Raw genomic sequence first — 24,824 nt, 5'->3', positions numbered from 1 at the left:
CAGGTTGGGCATGGTGCCGACGATCAGATCGGCGCGCCGATAGCCGAGCCGTTCGACCCAGGCCAGAAACCGAATGGCGGGGCGGCGCGGGTTGACGCCTCCCGCCACAATCAGCGCAAGCGGCCAGATGTCGCGAATTTCGAATGCGAGCTTGCAACGATAACGCCGGCGCAGGCGCAGACCGTTAAAGATGGTCAGGGGGGAAAGACTGGAAACGATCACGACGTCAGGCGCTGGCAGATGTGCCTTTGGCATCCGCCACACTTGCCATTCGAAATCAAGCCAGCTGAGGATTCTCCCCAAGGATCGCGTGCCGGAATATTTCCGGGTGCGTAGCCAGTGCACCTCGACACCGTCAATGGTTTCCTGTTTTCTAGCTGTGTTCAGCTTGGGCGGCGTCGCCAGATGGTTCGAATCCGAGGTAATCAGCACAGCATTGTGACCAAGCTTCACGAATTCCCGGATAATCAGAAAGCCGCGCGCACCAACCTTGGCCGCGCCCGGCGGGGTGACGTATTTTGAAATATACCAGATCGTGGCCATTGGGTGTTATTGCTGGTAAAGGCGTGGAATCGCATTGATCGTGTTGATGACATCGGCGAAATCCATGCCGATTGCATCCAGATACCATTTGATGTTCGGATATCGAGGCTGGTTTTCGTCCTTGATCCGCACCATTGCTTCTTCGCGTGATATCTGGCCTTCGCGTATCTGGTTGCTTCGGAAAGTGTCATGTTCCGTGAAGCCGGCAACAGTGTAATATATGTAATTATACAGGGCCGCAGTCCCATCGCCAATACGCCAGGTGGTCGAGGTGTCCGGTGCCTTTTCCCAGTCATACATGGCAAGGGTCTGATCAACCAGGGGCTCTTCCCAGGACCAGTAATCGAAAATGTGAAAATAGTCGGACTTCTTCATGAAGCTTCGGTAATACTCACCCGACAGGGTATCCCAAAGCGAGCCGTTGAAGTAACCGGGGCTTTGCAACATGGCCTTGAACCGGAGCTTCTGATAGCGCAATTGTTTGCGCGCACCGCTGCTATAAACCTTGTCTTCTTCGAAGTCGGGTGGAATGCCGAGAAAGCCAGCCTTGAAATGGGTGACTTCAAGAGGATTTATGCCCCACAAGTTGATCTGAATGCCGGTTTGTTTCTTGACCGTCTCGACATGGCGAAAGAAGTGTTTGTCCCCGGCAGTCAGGATGCTGACCATCCCCAGATGCGGCGATTTCAGCCAGGCCCGAAGGTTCTTGGCGATATTGTCGCGTTTTTTCGCAATATCATCCGCTATGATGATGTTTTCAACCCCCAGTTCGGCGCACATGCGACTGATGTTGCGCCTGCCCAGATCGGTCACCATGCCCCAGTCATAGGTATAGGTGATGCCCGATCCCGGCTTCAAGCGGCAAAACCAATCGCATGCGCCTGAACCGTGGCGGCAACCGACAAGCCAATGCAGCCCTCTACATCGTCGCTATAACCCGAATGCGCAATCATGAGGCCACACGAAGCTACGTCGTCAAACGCACCGCTCAAGGCAAAAGCAAGCGCGCGATCATTCGCTGCCTGAAACGCTATATCGTCCGCGAAATCTATCACCACCTTTGTGTGCCCAACGACGAAAAAGGCGCAGCTTGACAAACATAGGAGCATCACAGGGGGTCTGACACTTGTAGAGCCTGTAGCCTACTTCCGGAATCAAGGACTTCGAGCACCTTATTTATACTTACCATTCAAGGCGTTAGATGATGTTTTCAGCAAAAAAGTGAGGTGGTGCACCCAGCAGGATTCGAACCTGCGACCTCTGCCTTCGGAGGGCAGCGCTCTATCCAGCTGAGCTATGGGTGCATCCGGTGCCAGGAATCGCCTGACGTGCATACGCGGGCCGCAAGGGAATTGAAACAGGAATATGGCAGCCGTTCAACTCCTTGCTTTCCCGATCCTTTTCATCGCATCTCTCATCGCGACTACCCTTGCCAGCAGCCTTTGAAACGCGCCGCGCCCTATCTTGCGCAACCAGGCGGCAAACTCAGGCGCGGATATACAACCCGCGACCGGCCCTCGCAACGGAAAAATCCGGGCACCTTCCGCTGGCTTCTTTGCGCCTGTAAATATCCAATTCCCGCCCGGTTCACTCAAAACCACCCTCAAGGGTCCAGCCATTGTCACCAAACGAGGACGCGCCGCGACAGGCAGGTCGACAGGCGGCACCAGACCGCGCGGATCGGTGCCCGTCAGGGCACCGAGACCGACATCACGAAAACAGATCGTGACAAAGTTCCAGCGCCTCAACCAGCGCGTCGACCTCGGCCACCGTGTTATACATCCCGAAACTGGCCCTAACTGTCGCGGTGACGCCCAGATGCGCCATCAAAGGCTGCGCGCAATGATGGCCGGCGCGCACCGCGATGCCTTTCTTGTCCAACACGGTCGAGATGTCATGCGCATGCGCCGCGCCGTCCAGCGTGAAGGAAAAGATCGCGCCCTTGCCTTGCGATGTTCCCTGCACATTCAGCCAGTTCAGCCCGTCCAGCCGGTCGCGCGCATAATCGCGCAGCACCCGTTCATGGGCCGCCACATTCGTCATGCCGACCGCCATCAGATAATCCAACGCCGCGCCAAGCCCGATCTGCTGCACGATCGCCGGTGTGCCGGCCTCGAATTTCATCGGCGGATCATTATAGGTCACGGCCTCGCGTGTGACCTCGCGGATCATGTCGCCACCGCCCATGAAGGGCTGCATTTCGGCCATCCGGGCGCGTGTGATATGGATCGCACCCGAGCCGGACGGACCATAGAGCTTATGGCCGGTAATGGCATAGAAATCGGCCCCGATATCCTCGACATCCACCGCCATGTGAACCGCCGCCTGCGACCCGTCGACCAGCACCGGCACGCCCTGCTCATGCGCCCCCGCAACCACCGATTTCACATCGACCACAGTGCCAAGCACATTTGACATATGGGTCAGCGCAATCAGCCTGGTGCGCGGCGTGATTGCCGCCAGCACCGCCTGCGGGTCCAGATCGCCATTGGCATCGACATCGACCCAGACCAGCTTAACGCCCTGACGTTCGCGCAGAAAATGCCAGGGCACGATATTGGCGTGATGCTCGGCAATGCTGAGGATAATCTCGTCGCCCGGCCCCATCCGCGGCATGGCCCAGCCATAGGCCACCAGATTGATGCCCTCGGTGGTGCCCGAGGTAAAGACGATCTCGCCCTCATCGCGCGCGCCCAGAAACTGCGCGATAGTGCCGCGCACGGCCTCGTATCTCTCGGTCGCCAGATTGCTCAGATAATGCAACCCGCGATGCACGTTGGAATATTCCTCGCCATATCCGCGCGTCACCGCATCAATCACCACCTGCGGTTTCTGCGCCGAGGCCCCGTTATCGAGATAGACCAGGGGCTTGCCATTGACCTGCCGTGACAGGATTGGAAATTCGGCGCGGATTTTGTCGATATCATACATATGCGGTTTCCCTACCCGATCCGGAGCCCCAGAAGCGCAAAAAGGATGTTGAAGACGAAAGCCAATGCCATAAGGCTCAGGACAATGCCCAGAAACACCCGGCCCATCGAGGTAAACCCGTGCAGCGCCGCGATGAACTGGGCCAGCAGCCAGAAAAACAGCGCCAGAGCCAAAAGCGTGATGACATCACCCGCAGGCGGCAGGATCATCATGACGAAAATCTGCACCACATTCACGCAAAGCAGGATGAATTGCAGCCAGACAATCAGTGCCAATGCGCCCGCAAATGTGCCCGCGCCGCCGAAAACCCGCCCTATATGATATGTGGCCAGCACCAGAATGACGCCGATTGCCGCCTCGATCATGGTGAAACTGATCGCCGCGGTCGGGCCCATCTCGAATTCGGGGGTGGGAAAGAAGGTAAAGACAATCACCTTCAAAATCGCCGACAACACCAGTTGCAGCAGGAAAAACTGCCACAGAACCGGCACCGGCAGGCGCAGGTCAAGGATTGCCCGCGCGCCGCCCTTGGGGTCGGTCACGGTCGCGCGCGCCATGCGCAAAAGAACGCGGATATCCAGCAGGTCGGTCATTGCGCAGCCTCCGTTTCCGCCTCGATCAGGCAGGCGGCCCATATTCCAAAAAAAGCCACGGCGACCACCAGATTGATCGCCAGAAGCCCCGCATCGCTACCCGCGATCTCAACCAGGCCGCGCAGCAAAAACAGCGGTGAGACCGTCAGCACCGTCCAGAACAGCGCAATCCGCGCATCCGCGCCCCGACCCCGCGCGCCCATTGCGCGCGCCAAAAGATGGCTGAGACCCGCCAGCGCGTAAAAGATCAGCGGCCAGATAAAAAGCCAGGCAAAAAACGTGATGGCCAGCCGCGCGTCGCGTGGCGCGGCACCGGCGGCCCCGTCCTCCATCGCCACCAGGGCCGGGATCTGACTGATGAAGATCAGCACGCAGCCCAACAGCAGATAGACCAGCGCGCGCGCCTCGGGCCGGGTATCGGCAGCATTCGACGCAAGCAAGGCCCGCATCACCAGACGCGGATGCCTGTATGTGCGCAGAATTTGGGTTGTGACAGCCACGCCAGCTACCCCCGATGTCGATCAAGCCAGCCTTGCAGCCGGGTCAATATATCCGCGCGCAGGGCTTCATCCTCGATCTCGTCGATGGATTCGGCCAGAAAGGCCAGCACCAGAAGATCGGTGGCCTCGCCTTCCTGCAGGCCACGCGAGCGCAGATAGAACAGCGCCTCCTCGTCAATCGCACCGGTGGTCGAACCATGGCTGCACTGCACGTCATCGGCGTAGATCTCCAGCTCGGGCTTGGCCTGAAAGCTGGCATTCTCGTCCAGCAACAACGCCTGGCTCAACTGGTAGCCATCGGTTTTCTGCGCCCCCGGTTTGACCAGGATCTTGCCCTGAAACACGCCCTCGGCCCCGTTTCTGAGCACTTTCTTGAACACCTGTCGGCTTTCGCAACCTATCGCGTCATGGGTCACGAACACGGTGTCGTCATGATGGTAGCTGCCGGTCGCCCCGTCGCCAAGGGCGGCCGCGGCGATATGGGCCAGCGCGTTGTCGCCCGACAGCTCCACCACCTGTTCATTGCGCGTCAGCACGCCGTTCACCGTCAGGGTAAAGGATTTATACGCCGCGCCTGCGCCAATCCGGGCAAACATATGCGTTGCCGCGCGCCGTTCATGGTCGCGCCCTTGCAGGCGGATATGGTGAAAAGCGGCGTCATCGCCCAACTCGACTTCCATCACTCCCGAAAGCCGCGCAGCAGCGGGGCCATTTTCCAATATGGTCAGGCTCGCGCCCTCCTCGACCTTCACGACATGGTGCAGGATCGCATCGGAAATCTCTGATTTATGAAGGTAAATCAGGCTGATCGGACGGGGCACATGGCCAGTTGCGCGGATCACGACACCCTGTTCCGCATAGGCGGTATTCAACGCCGCATGGGGCCGGGGCACCGGGGTCTGGCCGCGGGTTTCCAGCACACCGTAAAGATCGCGTGCCCAATGGATGTCGCGGGCCATGGCGTCGGACAGGAGCTCGATCTCGACGCCCGCCATCGCCAGATCATCGCTGGCTGCGGCGTCGAACACACCGTCGACAAAGACGATCCGAAGCCGGTCAATATCGGAAAACGGCCGCACCTCATCGGTGACAAAGCATTTCGCGGGCACAGCCGCCGGCAGGTTCAGCGTCGTCGGATCGGTGAATTTCCAATACTCATCGCGCTTGCCCGGCAAGCCCATGCTCCGCAGGCGCGCCAGGGCAGATGCGCGCGCCGCATTGGCCCACCCCGCGCCGTCCGGCAGGGCAAGCCCCGCCACCCGCATATCGATCGGATCCGTTTTCGGTGCCGGATTGGCCATCAAGCCACCTCCGCCAGAATATCGACATAACCGTTCTGCTCGACCTCAAGCGCCAATTCGGGCCCGCCCGTCTTAACAATGCGGCCATCGGCCATGATATGGACGAGATCGGGTTTGATATGGTCCAGAAGCCGTTGATAATGCGTGATAACCAGAAATCCCCGATCGGCATTGCGCAGCGCGTTCACGCCTTCGGCCACCAGTTTCATGGCATCGACATCAAGCCCGGAATCGGTTTCATCCAGGATGCACATCGAAGGCTCCAGCATCGCCATTTGCAGGATCTCGTTGCGCTTTTTCTCACCGCCCGAAAAGCCCACATTGACCGGACGTTTCAGCATATCGGCATCAATTTTCAGATCCCTGGCCTTGGCCCGGATCACCTTGAGAAATTCGGCGGCCGACATCTGCGCTTCGCCGCGCGCCTTGCGCTGTGCGTTCACCGCAGTGCGCAGAAAGGTCATATTGCCCACACCGGGGATCTCGACCGGGTATTGGAAGGCCAGAAAAAGGCCCGCCGCCGCCCGTTCCTCAGGGTCCATCTCCAGCAGGTCATCCCCCTTCAACGTGGCCGATCCCGCTGTCACCTGATAGCCGGCCTTGCCGGAAAGAACATAGCTGAGCGTCGATTTGCCGGAGCCATTCGGCCCCATTATCGCATGCACTTTGCCGGCCTCGACGGTAAGGTCAACACCCTTCAGAATCTCTTTATCCTCTTCTTCAAGAGAGACATGCAGGTTTTTGATTTCAAGCATTTATAGTCCTTTCTGGCCGCATCGGCATGATATCATGTTTCTGATCATCTATCGCAACCCGACAGCGGTGCCACTGGCCGAATCCATCAGCATTTCATTGATCACTTCGCAACCTGGATCGACGCCCGCGACGGCATCCGCCCCAGGACCGCTGGCATGGGCCTGCATGGCATCCAGTGCAGTTTCACGCGCCCCGATTGCGGCAAGGCCGTGAAAATCAGCAAAGGCTGTTGTGGTGGCAATCATGTGTCCTCCTTCGCCCGCTTGCGGTCGTGGCGATGCGGATACCGGACAATATTGGCCGCAGCCAGGCCCGCGCGGCATTTGTCGCAGAACGCACCCATCCTAGCCGCGCCCCTTGCCCAGAGCCGCCCGCGGGGCAATCGAGCCAAAAATTCCGGAGGATACCGCAAGCCCGGCCACGGCCAGGGCGCTGAGCATGGAGACAACCACGTCGACCGCCAACGCAAATACGGCACGAAACGCACCCGTGAGCACGGCGGGAATAAGATAGCTACGAACCATCAAAGGGTGTCCTTTCCTGCGGTGACCCGAAAATTCTTCACCGAAGAATTTTCCGTCCAAAAAGTTTTCATGAAAACTTTTCTACCCCACCGAACCTTCCAGTGAAATCGCCACCAATTGCTGCGCCTCCATGGCAAATTCCATCGGCAGCGCCTGCAAGACCTCCTTGCAGAAGCCATTGACCACCAGCGCCACGGCCTCTTCCTCATCCATACCGCGCTGGCGGCAATAGAACAGCTGGTCGTCATCCACCTTCGAAGTCGTCGCCTCATGCTCGACCCGGGCCGAGTTGTTCTTGACCTCGATATAAGGCACCGTATGCGCGCCGCATTCGCTGCCGATCAGCAGGCTGTCGCATTGCGTATAATTGCGCGCATTCTCGGCTTTGGGATGCATCGAGACCAGCCCGCGATAAATATTCTGCGCCTTGCCCGCCGATATCCCCTTGGACACGATCCGGGATTTGGTATTCTTGCCCAGATGGATCATCTTGGTGCCGGTATCGGCCTGTTGATGGTTGTTGGTGATGGCGATGGAGTAAAACTCCCCCTGGCTGCCATCGCCACGCAAAATGCACGAGGGGTATTTCCAGGTTATGGCCGATCCTGTTTCGACTTGCGTCCACATCACCTTGGACCGGTCACCCCGGCAATCGGCACGTTTGGTGACGAAATTATAGATCCCGCCAACACCGTTTTCATCGCCCGGATACCAGTTTTGAACGGTGGAATACTTGATCTCGGCATCCTCCAGCAGCACCAGTTCCACCACCGCGGCATGCAGCTGATTGGTGTCGCGCATCGGCGCGGTGCAGCCTTCCAGATAGCTCACATAACTGCCCTTGTCGGCAATGATCAGGGTGCGTTCAAATTGGCCTGTATTCTCGGCATTGATGCGGAAATAGGTGCTCAGCTCCATCGGACAGCGCACGCCCGGCGGCACATAGACGAACGACCCGTCCGAGAACACGGCAGAATTCAGCGTGGCATAGAAATTATCGGTAATCGGCACGACTGATCCGAGATATTTCTTCACCAGATCGGGGTGGTTCTGGATCGCCTCTGAAATCGGGCAGAAGATCACGCCGGCCTCGGCCAGTTCCTTCTGAAACGTCGTTCCGACCGACACCGAATCAAACACCGCATCCACGGCTACCCGGCGGGTTTCCGCGGGCACGGCATCGGCCCCTTCGACACCGGCAAGAACCATCTGTTCGCGCAGCGGAATGCCCAGTTTCGCATAGGTCTCCAGCAGTTTCGGGTCGACGTCATCGAGGCTTTTGGGTTTTTCGACCATGCTTTTGGGCTTGGCGTAGTAATACTGATCCTGAAAGTCGATCTTGGGGTAGTTCAGCATCGCCCATTCGGGCTCGGTCATCAGCTTCCAGCGTTTGAAGGCCTGAAGGCGCCAGTCGGTCATCCATTCCGGCTCGCCGTTTTTCTCGGAAATCAACCGGACGATGTTTTCATTCACGCCCTTGGGCGCATAGTCCATCTCGATCTCGGTTGCCCAGCCATGCTTGTATTTGCCGCTCATCGCCTGAACGGTCTCGACGGTCTCGCGATCAACACCGTCACGCACTTCGGTTTCGGCAATTGCCATATCTGGGCTCCCTTATCTTCCCGTTCCGGTCCAAAACCGGCGGGCATGTCCATCATTTCGGGCCGCAGGGCCTCAGGCGACGCGCGCCCGGTGTCGTTTCAGGCTGGCATTCCACGCATCAGCGAAACGCAAAACCTCATCCTTTGTCGTTTCGGGACCGATCGAGATGCGGATGGCACTGGCCGCCTGCACCTCATCAAATCCCATCGCGCGCAACACGCGGCTCGGCCGGACCTTGCCGCTGGAACAGGCCGAACCCGCCGAAATGGCGAACCCTTTCAGATCCATCTGCATCACCTGCGTCTCGCCTTTCCACCCCGGCGTGATCAGGCAAGTGGTGTTCGGCAATCGTCGCGCGCCTTTCCCGACTAAAATAGTCCCGTTTTCGCTGACGTCCAGAGCCAATTCTAGAATATTTCTAAATTCCGCAACCTGATCCCATGCACCATCGGCCAGATCTTGCGTCGCAGCCTGCGCCGCGGCCCCAAATCCGGCAATGCCAATGACGTTCTCGGTCCCCGATCGGCGCCCTGTCTCTTGCCCGCCGCCAACCGACAGCGCCTCTATATCCAGCCCGCCGCGCACAATCAGCGCCCCGACCCCCTTCGGGCCACCAATCTTATGCGCCGAAACAATCGCCATATCGGCCCCGCTCCAGGCAAAGGAAAACGGAATCTTGCCGATCGCCTGCACGACATCCAGCAGCAGCCAACTGGCGCGCAAGGCCCCATGGGGCAACAGACCGCCAACGCGGGCCGGCGGTTCGGTGATCACGCCGGTTTCACTATTGGCAAGCCCCATCGCCAGCATGTGCCCGGGCCCATCCGGGCGCGATGCGGCGTTTGACAGGTCCGAATGCGCCAGCAGGCAATCATGAGCCGTATCCTGCACCATCACGTCACAGGTGGATGGGCGGCGCGCCAGGACCGAGGCCGCCTCGGTCGCGCCGCTGGTGAACACGACCTCGCCCGGATCACAGCCAACCGCTTCGGCCACCTCGGCGCGGGCTTTCTCGATCACCGCCTTCGCGGCACGGCCTTCGGCATGAACCGAGGACGGATTGCCCACCAGATCCATCGCCGCCGCCATCGCCGCGCGCGCCTCTGGCCGCAAGGGGGCCGTGGCATTCCAGTCAAGATAGCTTCGCATCGCCGCCTTCTTTGTGCTTCAAATATCCAAATCCATCGCCCGGCGGAATTTTCCTGCCCGCCCGGTCATCCACCACCCAACGAAACAACCCGCACAGATCCCCGATATTGCGGGCTCACCGCGCAACAGGCACCAAAAAATCTCTTGCCGCCATCGGCGGCGCCGCTGGATCAGGCCGCATCACGCGTCATCCACAACATGCAGGATGTTCGGCACCGCGGGGCATGGCATCAGATCGTTCTGCACCACATCCGACAGTCGCGCCTGATGCAAGAACACATAGACATGCGCGCTCAACCCTTCCCACAGCCGGTTGGTCATGCTCTGCGCACGGCTGCCCGAATGCGCGCCGCTGGCCCCCGCCCCGGTATGCAGCGCATTCACCGTTTCATCGACCGCCGCCAGCACATCGGCCACCCGGATCTCGGACGCGGCCCGCGCCAACCGGTAGCCACCACCGGGGCCGCGCACCGATTCCACCAGTTCGGCCCGGCGCAGTTTGACAAAAAGCTGCTCCAGATAGGGCAGCGAGATATCCTGCCGCTTCGAGATATCCGACAGCGATGACAGCGCGCCCGGTGCCTGCAGGGCAATATCGACCAGCGCCACCATCGCGTAGCGGCCTTTTGTGCTCAATTTCATCGGATTTCTCCCGGTGCCACGCGCTCCAGCCCGCGCATAAGATTGACCTTTCCCGGCAGGAGGCTTAACTGCGATCAACCCGGCCCGTCAGGCCGGAGCAATATTGGAACCATTCTAGGTTGCGCAACCCGGCCCGTCAATCGCGCCTGCACAATCCGGAGATGCGTAGCGAAAACGAGGACCGAAAGATGCCCGAGGTGATTTTCCCAGGCCCGGAAGGCCGGCTGGAAGGCCGTTACCACCCGCAAAAGGCAAAAGACGCGCCGATTGCCATCATCCTGCATCCGCATCCACAATTCGGCGGCACGATGAACAATCGGGTCGTCTACAACCTGCATTACGCCTTTCACAACATGGGCTTTACCGTGCTGCGCTTCAATTTCCGCGGCGTCGGGCGCAGCCAGGGCGAATATGATCAGGGCATCGGCGAGCTGTCAGACGCCGCTTCGGCGCTCGACTACCTGCAATCGATGAACCAGAACTCGAAACATTGTTGGGTTGCGGGCTTTTCCTTCGGGGCCTGGATCGGCATGCAGCTTTTGATGCGCCGCCCCGAGATCACCGGCTTCATCTCGGTCAGCCCGCCCGCCAACATGTATGATTTCAGCTTTCTGGCCCCCTGCCCGGCCTCGGGTCTGGTGATCAACGGATCGAGCGATCGGGTCGCCAAACCGCATGACACCCGTATTCTGGTCGACAAGCTGCATGAACAAAAGGGCATCACCATCACGCATCAGGAAATGGAGGGGGCCGGTCATTTCTTTGAAGACCCGTTCATGGACCCGATGATCGACTCTGTGCAGAGCTATGTGCGCCGCCGTCTGACCGAAACCACCCGTTGAGGCCACCCATGGATTTTGTGACCCAACTGGCCGACGAGCTTGCCAAAGACGCCCTCAAGGCCGAAGCCGATCTTGATGATGACCGCCTGATCGAACAGCTTTCCAACACGCTGCGCGCGTCATCGCAAACCATGCAGGAGGCGTTCATGACCTCCGTGCGTATCCGACGTTCGGAAAAGGCGGGCCGCAAATGGCTGGCCAACAGGATCGCCAAGGCCAGGGCAGAGTAGGCCCGGCGCATGGATCGCCTTCCACCAAAGGCCAACCGGCGCTGAATCGCGACAGATACCCATGGCTCCCGCACCTATGCCCCCGCGACAGCACGTCGCCGGTATACAATCGCATACCATCTTTCCAGATGCCGTATTTTAGGCTAGAGACAGCCTCAGACATGCAATTCACATGGTAGAGCCGAGGGACACACATGACCAAGATCAAAGTAGCCAACCCGATCGTCGAAATGGACGGCGACGAGATGACCCGCATCATCTGGCAGTTCATCAAGGACAAGCTGATCCTGCCCTATCTCGATATCGACCTGCTCTATTACGATCTGGGCATCGAAGAACGCGACCGCACCAATGACCAGATCACCGTGGATGCCGCCGAAAAAACCAAAGAGGTGGGCGTCGCGGTGAAATGCGCCACGATTACACCCGATGAGGCGCGGGTTGAAGAATTCGGCCTGAAACAGATGTGGCGCAGCCCCAACGGCACCATCCGCAACATTCTGGGCGGCGTCGTGTTCCGCCAGCCGATCATCTGCTCGAACGTGCCGCGCCTGGTGCCGGGCTGGACCCAACCCATCGTGATCGGCCGCCACGCTTACGGCGACCAGTATCGCGCCACCGACATGAAATTCCCCGGCCCCGGCACGCTGACAATGAAATTTGTTGGCGACGACGGCACGGTGGATGAACGTGAAGTGTTCAAGGCCCCGTCCTCGGGCGTTTTCATGGGCATGTATAACCTTGATGACAGCATCCGCGACTTTGCCCGCGCGTCAATGAATTATGGCCTTAAACTCGGCTGGCCGGTCTATCTGTCGACCAAGAACACCATCCTCAAGCAATATGACGGCCGCTTCCTTGAGCTTTTTCAGGAAGTGTTCGACGCCGAATTTGCGCAGAAATTCGAAGATGCCGGCATCACCTATGAACACCGCCTGATCGACGACATGGTCGCTTGTGTGATGAAATGGAATGGCGGCTTTGTCTGGGCCTGCAAGAACTATGATGGCGATGTGCAATCCGACACCGTGGCGCAGGGCTTTGGCTCGCTTGGCCTGATGACCAGCCAGCTGATGACGCCCGATGGCAAGATCGTGGAGGCCGAGGCCGCCCACGGCACCGTCACCCGCCACTATCGCCAGCACCAGAAGGGCGAACAGACCTCGACCAATTCCATCGCGTCGATCTTCGCCTGGACCGGTGGCCTCAAGCACCGCGCCAAGCTCGATGACAACGCGGCCCTGATGAACTTTGCCGAGACACTGGAAAAGGTCGTCGTGGACACCGTGGAATCGGGTTTCATGACCAAGGATCTGGCGCTGCTGGTCGGCCCCGATCAGAAATGGCTGACCACGATGGGTTTCCTCGAAAAAATCGAAGAGAGCCTGAACGCCGCATTGGCCGGATAAGGGCAGCGGAATTGCTGAACCAAGGCCGGTTTTCACATCGGACCGGCCTTTTTTCATGCCTGAATTCATCCTGGACCAGCAGCGCCCCGAAATCGCGCTTGACGACAGTGTCGAAAACACCTCAGACACCGACGCATGACGCTGCTGGATCCGCCCCCCTCAACCGACCATTCCCTGATCGAAGACATTATCGGCCTCATCGCGGGCACCGCGCTGATGGCGCTGACCGTGCAACTATTGCAGGCGGGCGGGCTTTTTACCGGCCAGATCGCGGGGCTGTCGCTGGTCCTGTCCTATGCCGGTCTTGGCGGCTTTGCGGTGGTGTTTTTTGTGCTCAATCTGCCGTTTTACTGGCTTGCGATGGCCCGTATGGGGGCCCGATTCACGCTCAAGACCTTCGCCGCAGTGGCACTGGTCTCGGTGCAAACATATCTCATGCCTGAGGTTTTCGAAATTGCGTATCTGCATCCGCTGGCGGCGGCCGGGCTGGCGGGCATCACCGGCGGCTCGGGGCTTTTGATTCTGTTTCGCCATGGCGCCACGCTCGGCGGCATCGGCATTGTCGCCATCTATCTGCAGGATACGCGCGGCATCAAGGCGGGCCATGTGCAACTGGCCTTCGATGCCGGTGTTTTTTCACTGGCGCTGGTTCTGTTCGACTGGCCGGTCGTGGCGGCCTCGGCCTTTGGCGCTGCCATCGTCAATCTGGTGATTACCCTCAATCACCGCCGTGACCGCTATATCGCGCGCTGATCCTCGCGGAGCCAAAGCCGTCGGAGCCGCCCCCGAAAATTGGCAGGTCTCAGCTGCCGCGATTGTGGATCCGCCCGTATAGCCTGGTGATGATGCGGCTGGCGGTCTTTTCAAACAGAAAGGGTAAAACCGCATGCACCGCCGCCGCCCCGGCCGCCAGAAACAACCACAACGCGAACGTGCTCGCGAAACGAGCATGTTCCAAATAGGTTTCTTCGACGCTGTCAGGGTGTTCGGTAAATAGACGGGCGATCATGTGGCTTTCTCCTTGGCGCAGTCAGCTGCCATATGTGATGAAAATACAATACCCGGTGCATGGCCAAAACCTATCCCGAACTTCCCGTCAATCCTCCGTATCTTTGGGACATTATCCCACCTATTGTCATGAAATGGAAAACCTGGATACATTTGACCGCAAGATCCTCACCGCCCTGCAACGCGACTGCACCCGGTCGCTTGATGATCTGGCCGAGATCGCCACGCTGTCGCGCAATGCCGTCTGGCGCCGGATCAAGGCGTTGGAGGAACGCGGCATCATCACCGCCCGCGTGGCGCTGTTGAATCCCGCCGCTCTCGGGCTGGGCCTTTCGGTTTTCATGCTGATCCGCGCCGGTGCGCACAGCCCCGATTGGACCACGCGTTTTGCCCGCGCGACGCGGGACATGCCCGAGATCCTGGCCGCCTATCGCATGACCGGCGATCTTGATTATCTGATCCATGCCCGTGTCGCCGATGTCGCCGATTATGACGGGCTTTATCAACGCCTCACCGCGCGGGTCGAAATTGACGATATCTCCGCCAGCTTCGTGATGGAGGAGATCAAGGAAACCACCGCGCTGCCGCTCTAGGGGCGGGATCAACCGATCCCGACCCAGGCCGCCACGCCTGCTTCTTTGCGCTTCAAATATCCAAAATCCCGGCCCCACCGCTCGCAGATCGGGGGCGGATGCGCGCCAAGGCCGGCCTGCGCCCTATCGGTTGCGGCAACCCCGTCAGTCAAACTCTTCGATCAACACCAGGTCGCGCTCGGATGCGCCGCGGGCATGGCTCAGGGCTTCCTGATAAATATCAGATTCATAGCAGGCATTGGCCGCCTCCAGCGACGGGAACCGTGCCACCACATTGCGCGGATGGGCCCGGCCTTCCTTCTGGATGGAGCGGCCGCCCCGGGCCAGAAAAACGCCGCCATGCTGCGCGATCGCCTCGGTCGCGATGGCCGCGTATTTCATATAGGCATCCTCATCGGTCACCGTCACATGGGCGACCCAAAGCGCTGTTGCCATTCGTCAAACTCCCTTCAAAACCGCGGCCGCAGCCGCTTTCGCGGCCGCCGCGCCACCAATATCACGGCCACCGCCCTGGGCCATGTCAGCCCGTCCGCCGCCGCCCCTGCCGCCCAGTTCGACCACCGCCGCCTTAAGCAGGTCAACCGCCGAAACCCGGCCCGTCAAATCATCGCTGACGCCCGCCGCCACCGCCACCTTGCCACCGGTATCGGCCATCAGCAAAACCACCGCGCCCGAACCCATGCGAGCCTTGTGCTCATCAATCAGCCCGGGCAGATCCTTGCCGGTCACACCCTCCAGCACCTGCGCAAGAAAGGTGATGCCGTTGATCTCTTCAGCCTCCGGGGCCGCCGCGCCGCTGCCCGCCATGGCCAGCTGGCGGCGCAATTGCGTTACCTCATTCTCCAGTGATCTGCGTTCAGCCATCAGGCTTCGCACCCGCGCGCCGACCTCGGCGGCAGGGGATTTCAACGCGCCCGCAATATCAGCCAAGCGGCGGTCCTGCGCGCTCAGATACTCAAACGCCGCCGCACCGGTCAGCGCCTCGATCCGGCGCACACCGGCACTGGAGGCGCTGTCGCCAAGCGTCACGAAGACCCCGATATCGCCGGTCCGGGCCACATGCGTGCCGCCACACAGTTCCAGCGAATAGGTCTGGCCATCCGCGCCCTTGCCCGATCCCGGCAGGCGGCCCATCGACACGACCCGCACCTCATCGCCGTATTTTTCCCCAAACAGCGCCTGCGCGCCCAGATCGCGGGCATCATCGGGCGTCATGATCCGGGTTTCGACGCGGCTGTTCTGGCGAATGAAGGCGTTGACCTCGGCCTCGATACTCGCCAATTCCTCCGGGCTCAGCGCCTTGGAATGGCTGAAATCGAACCGCAGCCTGTCAGCCGCATTCAACGAGCCGCGTTGCACCACGTGATCGCCAAGCGCGCGCCGCAGCGCCTCGTGCAACAGATGGGTTGCCGAATGATTGCCACGGATGGTGCTGCGGCGCGCGTGGTCAACGCTCAGCTGCGCCGCCTGACCGCTGGCAATCTCGCCCTCGGTCACATCGGCCACATGCAAGACAACGCCCGCCACCTTGCGGGTATCGGTCACGCTCGCCTGGCCGGTCTCGGTGCGGATGGTGCCGGTATCGCCGACCTGCCCGCCGGCTTCGGCGTAAAACGGCGTCTGGTTCAGCACCAGCACCACCTGATCACCTGAATTGGCGCTCGCAATCTCGGTCCCGTCCCGCACCAGCGCCAGCACCTGACCCTCTGCCACCTCGGTGTCATAGCCCAGAAATTCGGTGCCGCCATGTGTCTCTTCCAGGTCATACCAGATCGTGGCATCGGCGGTTTCGCCGGACCCCACCCAGGCCGCCCGCGCCTTGGCCTTTTGCGCGGCCATCGCGGCGTCAAACCCGTCCGTGTCGACCGCACGGCCCTGCTCGCGCAGCGCATCCTGGGTCAGGTCCAGCGGAAAGCCGTAAGTGTCATAGAGCTTGAAGGCCGCCTCCCCCGAAAGGTTTGCGCCATCGGGCAGGCGCAGCAATTCCTCATCCAACAGCTTCAGCCCGCGATCCAGCGTCTGGCGAAACCGGGTTTCCTCCTGGCGCAGGGTTTCCTCGATCAGCGCCTGCGCCCGGCCAAGTTCCGGATAGGCCTGCCCCATCTGGCCGACCAGCGCCGGCACCAACCGGTGCATCAGCGGATCATCCGCACCCAACAGATGTGCGTGGCGCATGGCGCGCCGCATGATCCGGCGCAGCACATAGCCGCGCCCCTCATTCGAGGGCATCACCCCATCGGCAATCAGAAACGAGGTCGATCGCAGATGATCGGCAATCACCCGATGATGCACGTTCTGGTCGCCATAAGGGTCCACCGATGTCAGATGCGCCGAGGTCTCGATCAGTGATCTGAACAGGTCGGTGTCGTAATTGTCATGGCTGCCCTGCAACAGCGCGCCAATGCGTTCCAGCCCCATGCCGGTATCGATCGACTGCATCTCGAGCGCCCGCATCGAGCCATCCTCGAACTGCTCGTTCTGCATGAAAACGATGTTCCAGATCTCGATGAAGCGGTCGCCATCCTCCTCCGGGCTGCCCGGCGGGCCACCCGGAATATGGTCACCATGATCATAGAAGATCTCGGTGCAGGGGCCGCAGGGGCCGGTGGGGCCCATCTGCCAGAAATTGTCAGACGTGGCAATGCGGATAATCCGGTCCTCGGGCACGCCGACCTTTTTCCAGATCTCGAAAGCCTCATCATCGCTGTGGTAGACCGTTACCAGAAGGCGGCTTTCATCGACGCCGAATTCCCTGGTGATCAGGGTCCAGGCAAAGGCGATCGCCTCGTCCTTGAAGTAGTCGCCAAAGCTGAAATTGCCGAGCATCTCGAAAAACGTATGGTGGCGCGCGGTATAGCCGACATTGTCCAGGTCGTTATGCTTACCGCCCGCGCGCACGCATTTCTGGCTGGTTGTGGCGCGCTGGTAATCGCGGTGCTCGACCCCGGTAAAGAGGTTCTTGAACTGCACCATGCCCGAATTGACGAACATCAGGGTCGGGTCGTTGCGCGGCACAAGCGGTGAGCTGGGAACGATTTCATGCCCCCGATCGCCAAAGTAATTCAGAAAGGTCGAGCGGATATCGTTCAGGCTGGCCATCGTGGCGGGGCCCCTTTGCTACAGGCGGATCAGCGGGTTTTCATGGGTGTAAACCGCTGCCCGGGCGCTGTCCATGGGGGACAGAAAAAGGGCGGCCTGCGCTGCTGCAATGCCGCCCCTTTCGGTCAATGGCGGGCCAAACTCAGCCCTCGATCATATCCGCATCACCTGCATTCATGTCGAAATCCAGCCCATGTGCGGCGCGGACCTTGTCTTCGATCTCAAGCGCGATGGCGGTGTTTTCCTTCAGATAGGTCTTGGCGTTCTCACGTCCCTGGCCGATGCGTTCATCACCATAGGAAAACCAGCTGCCCGATTTCTCGACAATCCCGGCCTTCACGCCCATATCGAGCAGCTCACCGGTCTTGGAGATGCCTTCGCCAAACATGATGTCAAACTCGACCTGCTTGAAGGGCGGGGCCACCTTGTTCTTGACCACCTTCACCCGGGTCGAATTGCCGACCACCTCGTCACGATCCTTGATCGAGCCGATGCGGCGAATATCGAGCCGCACCGAGGCGTAGAATTTCAGCGCGTTGCCGCCCGTCGTGGTCTCGGGGCTGCCAAACATGACGCCGATCTTGTGCCGGATCTGGTTGATGAAGATGACCATGCAATTGCTGCGCGAGATCGAGCTGGTGAGCTTGCGCATCGCCTTGCTCATCAACCGGGCATGCACGCCAACGGACGCATCGCCCATATCGCCTTCCAGTTCGGATTTCGGGGTCAGCGCAGCCACCGAATCAACCACGATCATGGCAACCGCGCCCGAGCGCACCAGCGTGTCGATGATCTCCAGCGCCTGTTCGCCGGTATCGGGCTGGCTGATCAACAGCTCATCCAGATTGACGCCCAGTTTTCTGGCATATTGCGGGTCCAGCGCGTGTTCGGCATCGACAAAGGCGCAGACACCGCCCTTTTTCTGCTCTTCCGCCACGCAATGCAGCGTCAGGGTGGTCTTGCCAGAGCTTTCGGGGCCATAAATCTCGACAACCCGGCCCTTGGGCAGCCCGCCAATGCCAAGCGCGATATCGAGGCCAAGCGACCCGGTCGAGGTTGATTCGATACCGACGATGGGGTTGTCAGCCCCCAGTTTCATGATCGAGCCCTTGCCGAATTGCCGTTCAATCTGGGCCACTGCGCTGTCCAGCGCCTTTTTCTTATCTGCGGATTTACGGTCAGTCATATCGAGAAGGTTCGCCGTTGCCATGGAGTTCGTCCTTATTCCATACCGCGAGGGCCGCGGCAATGATGCTCGTGTTCGCTTCTTGTTCTGGTTTCCTTTTGAGATCAAAATGAGAACATTTCAAGTAAAATCTTGTGAATTCCAGTTTTTTACCGGAAGGATTAAGAAAGTGTTGAGGCGGCGTGAATTATAGCGGAGTTTGGCCCATGTTGGTGTTCTGGAAGCAGAAATTCGTGCTGTTGGCGGTTCCCAAGACCGGCACGACAGCACTGGAACAGACGCTGTTGCCACATGCCAGCGCGGCCATATTGGACCCGCCTGGCCAAAAACACATCTCTGCTGTGCAATATCGCAACCGGTTGTCCAGATTTTTCGAACAGCGCGGCAAGCGCCCGATGGAGCTGGTTGCGGTGATGCGCGAGCCGGTCGAGTGGCTTGGCAGCTGGTATCGCTATCGCGGTCGGGCGCAATTATCGGGCAAGCCAAATACGACCGAGGGCCTGAGTTTCGATGAATTTGTCGCGGCCTGGTTGCAGCCCAAACGCCCCGATTTCGCCGATGTGGGCTCGCAGGCGCATTTTCTGACGGGTGATGATGGCCGCCTCGCCGTCGATCACCTGTTCCGCTATGATCGAATGGGGGATCTGGTGACGTTTCTGGAGGCCAGGCTGGAGGCCAGGTTCGACCTTCCCCGCGCCAATGTTTCTCCGAAAGGGCCGGTTGATCTGAGCGCTGCGATGCGCGCCCGGCTGGAGCGCGAGGCGGCCGCAGAATTCACGCTCTGGCGGTCACTTGGTGGAGCCTGAAGCCAAAGACCTGACGGGCAGCAGATCCACATATATCAGTGCAATTGGCGCTGCACGGTCGAGGTCAGATCCGAGAGCGAAAACGGCTTGGCCAGGAAAACGGAATTGGGCACCCTGGCACCGGTTTTCTCAAAAGCATCCTCGGCATAGCCCGAGACAAAGACCACCTTCACATCCGGGCGCTCCTTCAGAGCCTCAAGCACCCAGGTGGGCCCGTCCATGCCTGGCATAATCACATCGGTCACGAAAACATCTACCGCAAGCGAGCTGTCGGCAAGTTTTTCCAGCGCTTCCTCTGCGCTTTCAGCCTCCAGCACGGTATAGCCGCGCATCCTGAGCGCCCGCGACGCAAAGGCACGCACGGAGGCTTCATCCTCCACCAACAGCACCACGCCATCACCCGGCATCTGTGCGACACGGGAAACCAGCGCCGCCTCAGCCTCTGCCGCAACCGGTGCCTCCGTTTGCAGAGGCATATCATGGACCGGAAAATATATAATGAAATCCGTTCCTTCACCCTCATGGCTGTCGGCAAAGATAAAGCCACCCGTCTGTTTGACAATGCCGTAAACCATCGACAGGCCAAGCCCGGTGCCCTCGCCGGTGCGCTTGGTGGTAAAGAAGGGTTCAAAGATGCGCGGCAACTGATCGGCGGGAATGCCGATACCTTCATCGCGGACCAGAACGGTTACATATTGGCCCGGTGGCACGGTCGCCTCATCGCGAAACAGCGGTTCACTGAGATGCTCAACCCTGGTCTCGACCCGGATATCGCCACCATCGGGCATTGCATCGCGGGCATTGACGACAAGGTTCATCAAGACCTGTTCCAGTTGCCTCCGGTCGGCGCGGATCGGCAGCAGCCCCGGATCATGGTCCAGATTGAGGTGGACTTTTTCACCGACCAACCGGTTCAGAAGATGGGTGAGTTCCGATATGATATCGCGCAGATCGAGGATTTCGGGTTGCAGCGTCTGCTTGCGTGAAAATGCCAGAAGCTGCCCGACCAGGCTGGCGGCGCGGTTGGCATTCTGGTTGATCTGCACCAGATCGGCATAATCCGGCGCGCCCTGATCATGGCGCAGCAGCAGCAGGTCGCAATGGCCGGTGATCGCGGTCAGAAGATTGTTGAAATCATGGGCAACCCCACCGGCAAGTTCGCCGATTGCCTGCATTTTCTGGCTTTGCACGAATTGCTGTTCCATGGTTTTCAGCTCGGTCGCATCATGCAGCACGCCCAATAGCGTCGGATCCCCCTCGCCGGTGATACGGCCAAGGGTGATCTGCAGGAAACAATCATCGTCGCGCAGCCTTGCGCGGACCATTTCGGGGCGCCCCGGAATACGTTCTTCCAACGTATCGGTCAGCCAGTCATTGATCGGACGGCCAAGACCCTCAACCGCGCCGGACAGCGCCAGTTCTATGCCCGGTTTCAGGTTCAAAAGGCTCTGCGCCTGAGGATTGGCCGCCAAAAGCCGCCCATCGCGCGCAATATGGACCAGCGCCACCGGCAATGCCTCGAAGGCGCGGGCCGCGACGCTGTCTTCCAACGGCAGCAGGTCCACCGGCAGGGCATAGATCTCGCGCCGGCCATCGCCGGCCTGCAATTCAATCGGGACCGCGTCGAAAAACCCGTCCGCCCCCTTCAGCCGGGTTTTCTGGCCGGTCTGCACCGGCAGCGTTTCAAAGACATCGCCAAGCGCGCGCATGCGTTTGCCAAGGCTGCGCCGCATCGCCTCATTCATCGACAGGATGGTGTCATTGCGGCTGACCACCATCATCGGCAGACCGATCCAGTCCGCGCTGCGGCCTGCGGTCTCAACCGTTTCCTCAATGCGCCACATGGTGCCGCGCCCGACCCGAAACGCGGTAATCCGCAATGTCCCGCGTTTGGTGACCACGGTTTCGCGCGCCTGCCGGTCGCGCATCAGCGCGGTTTCCTGGCGGAACACGACCGCCGATGCATTGGCGATCAGGCCCGCGATGGCGCGCGACATCGGCAGGCCCAAACGATCCTTGAACCGGTCCACAGCGGCCGGATTCTGGAACACGATCGCGCCATGTGCATCGGTGCAGAAAACCGGTGCCGGATCATCGGTGGCGACCCGGCCCGCCGTGATCAGCAGCGCCCTGTCCTGGGCCCGGGCCCGCCGGCGCGACAGATGCAACAAGATCGCCGTCATGGTGACCGACCCCGCCACCACATAAAGCGAGATCCGCCAGAGCAGGGTCGGTGCAAGAAAGCTGAGCCCAAGGCTCAGCGCGGCCAGACACAGCAACGCCACCGACGGCCCGCCCTTGAGCCGCAGGCCGAATAGTCGAGGCAAGATAGCCTGATCCGCCACTCTGGTTCTCCAACGCGATTCGGGTGGTGACAATTTCGCAGGCATTTTCTTAATTGCCGATTAAGATTTCCCGCCTGAAACCCGGTATCTGCGAATAAACCCTGACGGGTCAGCCATTATGCGTCAATTCGGCCAGAAAAAACCCGTCCGAGGCGTCGGGCGGCAGGAACCGGGTCTGCTGCGTCAGCTGCCAATCGCCATTCTGCTCGAGGAAGGTGGCAATCTGATCCTCATTCTCGGCGCGCAGCAGTGAACAGGTCATGTAGACCAGCCGTCCGCCCGGGCATATAAATGCGCGCGCCTTGTCCAGAATCTCGGCCTGCAGGGCGATCAAGCCGGCCAGCCGTTCCGGTGTCAGGGCCCATTTCGCCTCCGGGTCGCGCCGCCAGGTGCCCGAGCCTGAACAGGGCACATCGACCAGCACCACATCATAGATGCGGGCGCTGTCCATCGGATGCAGCGTGACGCCCGCCCGATCGGCCCGCGGGGCCAGATCACGCATCCGCGCCGGCTTGGCATCATGAACATGGATCACCGCATCGCTGGTCGCCGCAATCGCCAGAGCCTTGCCGCCGCCGCCTGCACAATAATCCAGAATGGTGCCGGATCGGGGCCATGAAATGGCGGCCACCGCCTGCTGCACCGACAGGTCCTGGATCTCCACCAACCCCTCCAGATAGACCTGCGACTGGCGCAGATTTCGGCCACCACCAGTGACCTTCAGGGCGGTTTTCAGTATCGTTTTTTCCGTTAAAATAGCGTCTGTTACAAGTCGTTCTTCAACTTCTGACACAATGGCTTTGCGGGTATTCACCCGCAAATAAAGCGGGGCCCGTTGCGTCATCTGCCCGATCACGGCTTCGGCCTGTTCGCCAAGCGCCTCGCGCAAGGCCGGCTGCATCCAGACCGGCACATCGACCCAAGGATCAATGGCTCTATCCGGGGCCTGCTTTTCACCCCCATCCAGAGGGTCGGGCGCGTAGCCACCGGTGAACAGATCCTCCAGCGCCTTGCCTTGCTGACGGGCCAGCCCGATCATCAGGGCCCGCCCGCTGCGCCCGCCACCCGCAGCGGCACAGCTTTCCAGCCGACGCAGCACATCATAGACATGGTCACGGATGGCGGCACGGTCGCCCGAACCCGCATATCGTGCGCCGCGCGCCCAAGTGGTCAGCGCCTTTTCGGCGGGCGTGCCCGCAAGCCAGGCATCCAGAACCTCAATCGCAGCGGCCATGCGCGCGCCGGGGGTCATGGCCTATCCCGCCCGGTAATTCGGGCTCTCGCGGGTGATCTGCACGTCATGGACATGGCTTTCCTTCAGGCCAGACCCGGTGATGCGCACGAAACTGCACCCCCCCCGCATCTCATCGATCGTGGCCGCACCAGTATAGCCCATGGCCGCCCTGAGACCACCGACCAGTTGATGCACCACCGCCCCGGCAGAGCCTTTATAGGGCACCTGGCCCTCGACCCCTTCGGGCACCAGCTTGTCGCTGGCGGCATCTTTCTGGAAATAGCGATCCGCCGAGCCGCGCGCCATGGCACCAAGAGAGCCCATTCCGCGGTAACTTTTGAAGCTGCGGCCCTGATAAAGAATGACCTCTCCGGGGCTTTCATCGGTGCCGGCAATCATTGACCCGACCATGGCGCAGGAGGCACCCGCCGCAATCGCCTTGGCAAAATCGCCCGAATATTTGATGCCGCCATCGGCAATGACGGGAATATCTCCGGCGGCCTCGGCGCAATCCATGATCGCGGTCAGTTGCGGCACGCCGACGCCGGCCACGATCCGCGTGGTGCAGATCGAGCCCGGCCCGATGCCCACCTTGATCGCATCGGCACCGGCGTCGATCAAGGCCCGCGTGGCGGCGGCTGTTGCGACATTTCCGGCCACGACCTGCACCGCATTGGACAGGCCCTTGACCCGTTCGACCGCGCGCGCCACGCCTTCGGAATGGCCATGCGCGGTGTCGATGACAATCAGGTCACACCCGGCATCAATCAACGCCGCAGAGCGTTCGAACCCGGCATCACCCACAGTTGTCGCGGCGGCGACGCGCAGGCGCCCCAGCTCATCCTTACAGGCGGTGGGGTTCAGCACGGCCTGTTCGATATCCTTGAGGGTCAGAAGGCCGGTCAACTTGCCGTCGCCATCCGTGACCAGAAGTTTTTCGATCCGGCGCGCGCGCATCAGGCTTTTGGCTTCCTCCAGATCCGCCGGTTCGCGCAGGATGGCCAGGTTGTTTGACGTCATCATGGCATGAACCGGCGTCGTGTCGGAGGGCGCAAAGCGCATATCGCGATTGGTGACGATGCCCATGACATGGCCATTGCCGTCCACCACCGGGAAGCCGGTAAAATTATAGCGCTCAATCAATGCTTTGGCATCAGCCAATGTCTGATCGGGACGCAGGGTAACGGGATTGTAGACAATGCCGGATTCAAATCTTTTCACCCGGCGCACCTCACGGGCCTGCGCCTCGATATCCAGGTTGCGATGGATAACGCCCATGCCGCCGGCCTGCGCCATCGCGATCGCCATGCGCGCTTCGGTCACCGTATCCATCGCGGAACTGAGCAATGGAATGTTCAGCGCGATGGATCTGGTTACGCGCGTGCGGGTATCGGCAGCCGACGGCAACACCGAGGACGCGCCGGGAACCAGCAGAACATCATCAAAGGTAAGTGCCTCACGAATCTCCATTTGGGCCTCCTTGGGCGGAGCTTCAGTTGGCACGTCGCTATCTCATGGGCCGGAGCAAAGG

25 protein-coding genes, 1 tRNA gene and 1 pseudogene are annotated in these 24,824 nt (G+C 60.3%); 7 read left to right on the top strand and 20 right to left on the bottom strand.

Annotated features, from left to right (window positions below; translation table 11 throughout):
* Together ACW8PS_RS12860 and ACW8PS_RS12855 are read right to left on the bottom strand one after the other, a co-directional pair.
* A partial coding sequence (locus ACW8PS_RS12860; RefSeq protein ID WP_491527849.1) for a glycosyltransferase occupies positions 1–543 on the bottom strand: 543 nt, incomplete at its 3' end.
* 6 nt (positions 544–549) lie between these two features.
* Complete coding sequence (locus tag ACW8PS_RS12855) at positions 550–1,401, bottom strand: hypothetical protein (protein ID WP_491527848.1); 852 nt, start codon at positions 1,399–1,401, stop codon at positions 550–552.
* On the opposite strand from ACW8PS_RS12855, the pseudogene ACW8PS_RS12850 reads away from it, so the two are divergent.
* A pseudogene (locus tag ACW8PS_RS12850) lies at positions 1,386–1,637 on the top strand (transposase); the annotation flags it as partial. The gene ACW8PS_RS12855 and the pseudogene ACW8PS_RS12850 overlap by 16 nt on opposite strands.
* A 133-nt stretch (positions 1,638–1,770) precedes the next feature.
* On the opposite strand, the gene ACW8PS_RS12845 reads toward ACW8PS_RS12850, so the two are convergent.
* The 11 genes from ACW8PS_RS12845 to iscR form a co-directional block, all read right to left on the bottom strand.
* Positions 1,771–1,847: transfer RNA gene (locus ACW8PS_RS12845), tRNA-Arg, on the bottom strand.
* Between the two features lie 406 nt (positions 1,848–2,253).
* Positions 2,254–3,474, bottom strand: a complete 1,221-nt coding sequence (locus ACW8PS_RS12840; protein ID WP_491527847.1) for a cysteine desulfurase — start codon at positions 3,472–3,474, stop codon at positions 2,254–2,256.
* 11 nt (positions 3,475–3,485) lie between these two features.
* Entirely contained in the window at positions 3,486–4,067 is a 582-nt protein-coding gene (locus ACW8PS_RS12835; RefSeq protein WP_491527846.1) for a YIP1 family protein, read from the bottom strand.
* Entirely contained in the window at positions 4,064–4,567 is a 504-nt protein-coding gene (locus tag ACW8PS_RS12830) for a hypothetical protein (protein ID WP_491527845.1), read from the bottom strand. Before ACW8PS_RS12830 ends, ACW8PS_RS12835 begins: the two co-directional genes overlap by 4 nt.
* 5 nt (positions 4,568–4,572) lie before the next feature.
* Complete coding sequence (gene sufD, locus ACW8PS_RS12825) at positions 4,573–5,868, bottom strand: Fe-S cluster assembly protein SufD (protein WP_491527844.1); 1,296 nt, start codon at positions 5,866–5,868, stop codon at positions 4,573–4,575.
* Positions 5,868–6,623 carry a Fe-S cluster assembly ATPase SufC gene (gene sufC, locus ACW8PS_RS12820; protein WP_491527843.1) on the bottom strand — a complete coding sequence of 252 codons (756 nt, stop codon included), beginning with the start codon at positions 6,621–6,623 and terminating at the stop codon, positions 5,868–5,870. Before sufC ends, sufD begins: the two co-directional genes overlap by 1 nt.
* A 48-nt stretch (positions 6,624–6,671) precedes the next feature.
* The gene (locus tag ACW8PS_RS12815; RefSeq protein ID WP_491527842.1) at positions 6,672–6,869 is read right to left on the bottom strand and encodes a heavy metal-binding domain-containing protein; all 198 of its coding nucleotides are present in this window, start codon (positions 6,867–6,869) and stop codon (positions 6,672–6,674) included.
* Positions 6,870–6,968: 99 nt separating this feature from the next.
* The gene (locus tag ACW8PS_RS12810) at positions 6,969–7,148 is read right to left on the bottom strand and encodes a hypothetical protein (RefSeq protein WP_491527841.1); all 180 of its coding nucleotides are present in this window, start codon (positions 7,146–7,148) and stop codon (positions 6,969–6,971) included.
* Between the two features lie 81 nt (positions 7,149–7,229).
* Positions 7,230–8,750 (bottom strand): Fe-S cluster assembly protein SufB, encoded by a 1,521-nt coding sequence (gene sufB / locus ACW8PS_RS12805; RefSeq protein WP_491527840.1) that lies wholly within the window; start codon positions 8,748–8,750, stop codon positions 7,230–7,232.
* Positions 8,751–8,822: 72 nt separating this feature from the next.
* On the bottom strand, positions 8,823–9,899 hold the full coding sequence (locus ACW8PS_RS12800) for a cysteine desulfurase family protein (RefSeq protein ID WP_491527839.1): 1,077 nt from the start codon (positions 9,897–9,899) through the stop codon (positions 8,823–8,825).
* 180 nt (positions 9,900–10,079) lie between these two features.
* Positions 10,080–10,541, bottom strand: coding sequence for a Fe-S cluster assembly transcriptional regulator IscR (gene iscR / locus ACW8PS_RS12795; RefSeq protein ID WP_491527838.1), 462 nt, complete (start codon positions 10,539–10,541; stop codon positions 10,080–10,082).
* 188 nt (positions 10,542–10,729) lie between these two features.
* Here iscR and ACW8PS_RS12790 point away from each other — a divergent pair, with 188 nt between their 5' ends.
* From ACW8PS_RS12790 to ACW8PS_RS12775, 4 genes are all read left to right on the top strand, one after another.
* Positions 10,730–11,383 (top strand): alpha/beta hydrolase, encoded by a 654-nt coding sequence (locus ACW8PS_RS12790; RefSeq protein WP_491527837.1) that lies wholly within the window; start codon positions 10,730–10,732, stop codon positions 11,381–11,383.
* An 8-nt stretch (positions 11,384–11,391) separates the two neighbouring features.
* Complete coding sequence (locus ACW8PS_RS12785; RefSeq protein ID WP_491527836.1) at positions 11,392–11,613, top strand: hypothetical protein; 222 nt, start codon at positions 11,392–11,394, stop codon at positions 11,611–11,613.
* Between the two features lie 194 nt (positions 11,614–11,807).
* On the top strand, positions 11,808–13,022 hold the full coding sequence (locus ACW8PS_RS12780; RefSeq protein WP_491527835.1) for an NADP-dependent isocitrate dehydrogenase: 1,215 nt from the start codon (positions 11,808–11,810) through the stop codon (positions 13,020–13,022).
* Between the two features lie 135 nt (positions 13,023–13,157).
* The gene (locus ACW8PS_RS12775; protein WP_491527834.1) at positions 13,158–13,775 is read left to right on the top strand and encodes a YitT family protein; all 618 of its coding nucleotides are present in this window, start codon (positions 13,158–13,160) and stop codon (positions 13,773–13,775) included.
* A 49-nt stretch (positions 13,776–13,824) separates the two neighbouring features.
* Here the strand turns inward: ACW8PS_RS12775 and ACW8PS_RS12770 are convergent, their stop codons facing one another.
* Positions 13,825–14,031: a DUF6356 family protein gene (locus tag ACW8PS_RS12770; RefSeq protein ID WP_491527833.1), complete on the bottom strand. Its 207-nt coding sequence runs from the start codon at positions 14,029–14,031 to the stop codon at positions 13,825–13,827.
* A gap of 133 nt (positions 14,032–14,164) precedes the next feature.
* Between ACW8PS_RS12770 and ACW8PS_RS12765 the strand changes: the two genes are divergently transcribed.
* On the top strand, positions 14,165–14,623 hold the full coding sequence (locus tag ACW8PS_RS12765) for an Lrp/AsnC family transcriptional regulator (protein ID WP_491527832.1): 459 nt from the start codon (positions 14,165–14,167) through the stop codon (positions 14,621–14,623).
* A 144-nt stretch (positions 14,624–14,767) separates the two neighbouring features.
* Here the strand turns inward: ACW8PS_RS12765 and ACW8PS_RS12760 are convergent, their stop codons facing one another.
* From ACW8PS_RS12760 to recA, 3 genes are all read right to left on the bottom strand, one after another.
* Positions 14,768–15,058, bottom strand: coding sequence for a DUF1330 domain-containing protein (locus tag ACW8PS_RS12760; RefSeq protein WP_491527831.1), 291 nt, complete (start codon positions 15,056–15,058; stop codon positions 14,768–14,770).
* 3 nt (positions 15,059–15,061) lie between these two features.
* Positions 15,062–17,722: an alanine--tRNA ligase gene (alaS, locus tag ACW8PS_RS12755; protein ID WP_491527830.1), complete on the bottom strand. Its 2,661-nt coding sequence runs from the start codon at positions 17,720–17,722 to the stop codon at positions 15,062–15,064.
* Between the two features lie 142 nt (positions 17,723–17,864).
* Complete coding sequence (gene recA, locus ACW8PS_RS12750; protein WP_491527829.1) at positions 17,865–18,932, bottom strand: recombinase RecA; 1,068 nt, start codon at positions 18,930–18,932, stop codon at positions 17,865–17,867.
* Positions 18,933–19,114: 182 nt separating this feature from the next.
* Here recA and ACW8PS_RS12745 point away from each other — a divergent pair, with 182 nt between their 5' ends.
* Positions 19,115–19,714: a gamma-glutamyl kinase gene (locus ACW8PS_RS12745; protein ID WP_491527827.1), complete on the top strand. Its 600-nt coding sequence runs from the start codon at positions 19,115–19,117 to the stop codon at positions 19,712–19,714.
* A gap of 35 nt (positions 19,715–19,749) precedes the next feature.
* On the opposite strand, the gene ACW8PS_RS12740 is transcribed toward ACW8PS_RS12745, so the two are convergent.
* The 3 genes from ACW8PS_RS12740 to guaB form a co-directional block, all read right to left on the bottom strand.
* Entirely contained in the window at positions 19,750–22,059 is a 2,310-nt protein-coding gene (locus ACW8PS_RS12740; protein WP_491527826.1) for a hybrid sensor histidine kinase/response regulator, read from the bottom strand.
* Between the two features lie 109 nt (positions 22,060–22,168).
* Complete coding sequence (locus tag ACW8PS_RS12735; protein ID WP_491527825.1) at positions 22,169–23,311, bottom strand: RsmB/NOP family class I SAM-dependent RNA methyltransferase; 1,143 nt, start codon at positions 23,309–23,311, stop codon at positions 22,169–22,171.
* A 3-nt stretch (positions 23,312–23,314) separates the two neighbouring features.
* Complete coding sequence (guaB, locus tag ACW8PS_RS12730) at positions 23,315–24,763, bottom strand: IMP dehydrogenase (RefSeq protein WP_491527824.1); 1,449 nt, start codon at positions 24,761–24,763, stop codon at positions 23,315–23,317.
* Positions 24,764–24,824 lie beyond the last annotated feature (61 nt).

It is taken from the genome of Alterinioella sp. (genome assembly GCF_058343375.1).
This window is presented reverse-complemented; position numbering and strand designations above follow the sequence as displayed.